At 51.3% G+C, this 3,698-nt stretch carries 4 protein-coding genes; 2 read left to right on the forward strand and 2 right to left on the reverse strand.

Translation table 11 applies throughout. From position 1 onward, the window contains the following. Window positions 1-13: 13 nt before the first annotated feature. Window positions 14-220 (reverse strand): DUF1107 domain-containing protein, encoded by a 207-nt coding sequence (locus FDW87_RS20445; RefSeq protein ID WP_003025710.1) that lies wholly within the window; start codon window positions 218-220, stop codon window positions 14-16. Between the two features lie 327 nt (window positions 221-547). On the opposite strand from FDW87_RS20445, the gene FDW87_RS20450 reads away from it, so the two are divergent. Next, entirely contained in the window at window positions 548-1,105 is a 558-nt protein-coding gene (locus FDW87_RS20450; protein WP_016151446.1) for a YtfJ family protein, read from the forward strand. On the opposite strand, the gene cysQ is transcribed toward FDW87_RS20450, so the two are convergent. Further along, window positions 1,095-1,835, reverse strand: a complete 741-nt coding sequence (gene cysQ, locus FDW87_RS20455; RefSeq protein ID WP_137380115.1) for a 3'(2'),5'-bisphosphate nucleotidase CysQ — start codon at window positions 1,833-1,835, stop codon at window positions 1,095-1,097. The genes FDW87_RS20450 and cysQ overlap by 11 nt on opposite strands. A 187-nt stretch (window positions 1,836-2,022) precedes the next feature. Here cysQ and FDW87_RS20460 point away from each other — a divergent pair. After that, on the forward strand, window positions 2,023-3,698 hold a 1,676-nt coding region (locus FDW87_RS20460; protein ID WP_252363279.1), incomplete at its 3' end, for a bifunctional 2',3'-cyclic-nucleotide 2'-phosphodiesterase/3'-nucleotidase.

Raw genomic sequence — 3,698 nt, forward strand, 5'->3', positions numbered from 1 at the left:
CATAGCACTTTGATCAAGCCATCTCAGTTTGCAGACGCAAGACCTGACGGTTAACTTCGGACATCACGGAAAAATGCAGTTTGTCCTTCACTTTTGGGATAAGAATCTTACCCTTATCAAATTCAAAAGCGCCTACATCCTTGATATATAACCGTCCACGAAACAGGATCTTCACGTACTTCGCCACCTGCAGCGGGTTGTATCGTTGGAAAATTTTCATTGTTGTCTCCTGCTGAGCATTACGCCTTTGCGGTACCACAATCGGTCCGACAATCCTCAGGCGCAAATTTTAATGCCCTATGACTATAGACTATCTCGCTCATGTTTCCAGCGTGTATAAGTTTATTTACCTTCAGGTTACAAATATTCAGAATTATCTTTTCAACGCTTCGCTGTCTTCAGTATAAGCCTTCATTTTTCGCAGGATTTGTGCGCCCGTCCGCAAACTGGCATCGCGCTTGCGGGAAAAAGCATCAATCGCACATATGATTAAATTCCAGACCCAAGTGGTCGGATCACCTGCAAAATAAAGAAAGAAGGAAAACCTATGACCTTACAAAAACTGCTGGCGCTGTCGTGCCTGCTGCTGCCGATGATTGCCTGTGCGCATTCGTTTGAGACTAACCAGCGCGTACCGCCGGTGGGGATCGCCGATCGCGGCGAACTGATTCTCGATAACGATAAGTTTAGCTACAAAAGCTGGAATAGCGCGCAGCTGCCAGGGAAAGTGCGAATTGTGCAACACATTGCCGGACGCACCTCCGCCAAAGAGAAAAATGCTACGCTGATCGAGGCAATCAAGGCGGCCAACCTGCCGCACGACAAATACCAGACCACCACGATCGTCAACACCGATGACGCCATTCCTGGCTCAGGTATGTTTGTGCGCAGCAGTCTGGAGAGCAATAAGAAGCTCTACCCGTGGTCACAATTTATTGTCGACAGCAATGGCATTGCGCGTAAAGCCTGGCAACTGGATGAAGAGAGCTCCGCTATCGCCGTACTTGACAAGGACGGACGCGTTCAGTGGGCAAAAGATGGTGCGTTGACGCAGGAAGAGGTGCAGCAGGTTATTGCCCTGCTGCACAAATTACTCAGTAAATAGCAACGCGGAAGCCGGGGTTGAGGAATGATTCACGTGGGGTGTAATCCAGAGATTTCCCCTGCCAGTCGTGAACGTGCGCCCCGGCTGCGGCGGCAACGGCGTGGCCAGCGGCGGTGTCCCATACGTTAGTTGGCCCAAAACGTGGGTACAGTTGTGCCTGCCCTTCCGCCACCAGGCAGAACTTCAGCGATGAGCCAATCGACGTGGTCTGGTGCTCACCCAACTGTTGCAGATACTCTTTTAACTCATTGTCAGCATGCGAGCGGCTAATCACCACCAACGGCGGACGCGCGTCACGAACATGGATTTGTTTGCGCACGCCGCACTCTTCTTTCCACGCTTTACCTTCTGCCGCGCTGTACATCACTTTCATCACCGGCGCGTAAACCACGCCCATTACCGGCTTTCCTTGCTCGATAAGCGCAATATTGACGGTGAATTCACCGTTACGCTTAATGAACTCTTTGGTACCGTCCAGCGGGTCTACCAGCCAGTAGCGCTGCCAGTGCTGGCGAACATCCCAGCCAGGAGGCGCTTCTTCAGACAGGACCGGAATATCCGGCGTCAGCGCCAGTAATCCTTCGAGGATCACCGTATGCGCGGCGATATCCGCCGCCGTGACCGGAGAATCGTCCTGCTTGCTGGTAATCTCCATTGGTTTGATTCCATCGTAGACCTGCATAATGGCATCGCCCGCATTCCGTGCAAGCTGGCATACATGTTCTAACATTCTCCACCTCGTTTCTGTCGTGGTGTTAACTCGTTGTTTTACTTATACCCGATCGCCAAAGGATCCGCCAACTGTGATAGCGTCTGCGGTTTTAAACGCTATATTCATGTCATGATTCACAGTTCTGTAAGCAAGAAGATTTATATACATTTTCTTTTGTGGCTTAGATCTTAAAAGGATGCCCCTGATGATTAAGTTTAGTGCAACGTTTCTGGCCACGCTGATTGCAGCCAGCGTCAATGCCGCGACCGTCGATCTGCGTATAATGGAAACCACTGATTTGCATAGCAATATGATGGATTTCGATTATTACAAAGATACGCCGACTGAAAAATTTGGCCTGGTTCGTACGGCAAGCCTGATCAACGCAGCACGTGGTGAAGTCAAAAACAGCGTGCTGGTTGATAACGGTGATCTGATTCAGGGCAGCCCGCTCGGGGATTATATGGCGGCCAAGGGGCTGAAAGCGGGCGAAACGCATCCGGTATATAAGGCACTGAATACGCTGGATTACGCAGTGGGTAACCTTGGCAACCATGAATTTAACTACGGTCTTGAGTATCTGCACAACGCGCTAGCCGGGGCGAAGTTCCCTTACGTTAACGCCAATATCATCGACGTTAAGACCAAAAAGCCGCTGTTTACTCCTTATCTGCTCAAAGAGACTGAGGTTGTCGATCAGGAAGGAAACAAGCAGACGCTGAAAATTGGCTATATCGGTTTTGTGCCGCCGCAGATCATGACCTGGGATAAAGCCAACCTCAGCGGCAAAGTGACGGTGAATGACATTACGGAAACCGCTCGTAAATACGTGCCGGAAATGCGAGCCAAAGGTGCCGATGTCGTGGTGGTGGTTGCTCACTCCGGGCTTTCTGCCGACCCATACCAGGCGATGGCGGAAAACTCCGTTTACTACCTCAGTGAAGTTCCGGGCGTGGATGCCATTATGTTTGGTCACGCTCACGCCGTTTTCCCGGGGAAAGACTTTGCCAACATCAAAGGCGCAGATATCACAACAGGTACGCTCAATGGCGTTCCTGCGGTGATGCCGGGCATGTGGGGCGATCACCTGGGCGTAGTAGATTTAGTGCTGAATAACGATAGTGGTAAATGGCAGGTTACGCAGGGGAAAGCGCAGGCGCGCCCGATTTATGACGCCGCGGCCAAAAAATCACTGGCTGGCGAAGACCAAAAAATCGTTGAGATCCTAAAAGCCGATCACGATGCCACGCGTGAGTTTGTCAGCAAGCCAATCGGTAAATCTGCCGACAACATGTACAGCTATCTGGCGCTGGTTCAGGACGACCCGACCGTGCAGGTGGTGAATAACGCGCAGAAAGCCTATGTGGAACATTTTATCCAGGGCGATCCGGACCTGGCGAAACTACCGGTACTTTCCGCCGCTGCGCCGTTTAAAGTCGGTGGACGCAAGAACGATCCGGCCAGCTTTGTCGAAGTCGAAAAAGGTCAGCTTACCTTCCGTAACGCCGCTGATTTGTATCTCTATCCCAATACCCTGGTCGTGGTGAAAGCCAGCGGTAAAGAGGTGAAAGAGTGGCTGGAATGTTCTGCCGGGCAGTTTAATCAGATTGATATCCACAGCAGCAAACCACAGTCGTTAATTAACTGGGATGGCTTCCGTACCTATAACTTCGACGTGATTGACGGCGTGAATTATCAGATTGATGTTTCACAACCCGCTCGCTATGACGGTGAATGCCAGACGATTAACCCGCAAGCGGAGCGTATTAAAAATCTGACCTTTAACGGCAAACCGATCGATCCGAACGCAACCTTCCTCGTCGCGACCAACAACTACCGCGCCTACGGCGGTAAGTTTGCCGGGACCGGCGACAGCCACAT

It is taken from the genome of Citrobacter sp. wls826 (assembly GCF_005281245.1).
GTDB lineage: Bacteria > Pseudomonadota > Gammaproteobacteria > Enterobacterales > Enterobacteriaceae > Citrobacter > Citrobacter braakii.

Bases quoted from the DNA above. Each gene is read 5' to 3' on its own strand.
- FDW87_RS20445 (WP_003025710.1), bottom strand. From the start codon at position 220: ATGAAAATTTTCCAACGATACAACCCGCTGCAGGTGGCGAAGTACGTG.
- FDW87_RS20450 (WP_016151446.1), top strand. From the start codon at position 548: ATGACCTTACAAAAACTGCTGGCGCTGTCGTGCCTGCTGCTGCCGATG.
- cysQ (WP_137380115.1), bottom strand. From the start codon at position 1,835: ATGTTAGAACATGTATGCCAGCTTGCACGGAATGCGGGCGATGCCATT.